At 67.7% G+C, this 756-nt stretch carries 1 protein-coding gene; it reads right to left on the reverse strand.

What is annotated here, in order from left to right:
- Positions 1-125 precede the first annotated feature (125 nt).
- Positions 126-756 (reverse strand): DUF2147 domain-containing protein (locus XF30_RS30235; RefSeq protein ID WP_244609047.1); only part of this gene is annotated, 631 nt, incomplete at its 5' end.

The raw sequence follows: 756 nt of genomic DNA on the forward strand, positions 1-756 counted from the left end.
AGGGGTTCTATCCTCGCGGCACAGTGCTTGTGGAGACAACCCCTCACCCAAGTGAATTCGTGTCGACCAGCGGAGCTGCCCTCTCCCACAAGGGGCGAGGGCACAACAATGCGCATCGCCGCGAGCTACGACCGCGCGCTCCATTGAGGTGACGTCGTGATCAGCTCCTCCCGTGGCGCATCGACCCGCGTCCAGTCGTTGCCGGAGCACCAGAAGCGGCCGAGCGCGCAGGCTTCGACGTGCAGCTTGCCGGAGCTCTTCAGCGTCATCGTGGCGTAGTAGGTGTTGCCGCTGGAGCGGCTGTAGATGCTGCCGGTCCAGACATTGTGCTTCTTCGGCTTCATGTTGACGAGCACGCTCTCGCCCCGGCTCGTCGCTTCGCTGAGCGCGTAGCCGCACAGCGTAGCTCCACAGCGCTCTATGCGGACCGTGCCCTTGGCGCCGGCGCTCTCCCATTCACCGAGCGGCGCATGGCCTTCGTCAGCGCCGATCTGCGCCACCGCTGCGGTCTGATTGATCTCGGCGCCCGGGACGATGACCGGCGGCTCGATGCGCGGCGGTTCGAGCGCGGCGGTCTTCGGCTGGTCGATGCGCTCCAGGTCAACCCGCGGCGGACCGGGGCTCAACGTCTCCAGTCTCGAAATCTCCAAGCTTGGCGCCGGCGGCGGTGCAACGGGCTGCGACGTCGCCGCGGCAAGCACGGGAGGCGCCGGTGCCGGCACCACCACAGCCGCTTGTGGCGGCTTGACCGCTGCC

Origin of the sequence: Bradyrhizobium sp. SUTN9-2, from assembly GCF_003122645.1 — a bacterium.
GTDB lineage: Bacteria > Pseudomonadota > Alphaproteobacteria > Rhizobiales > Xanthobacteraceae > Bradyrhizobium > Bradyrhizobium yuanmingense.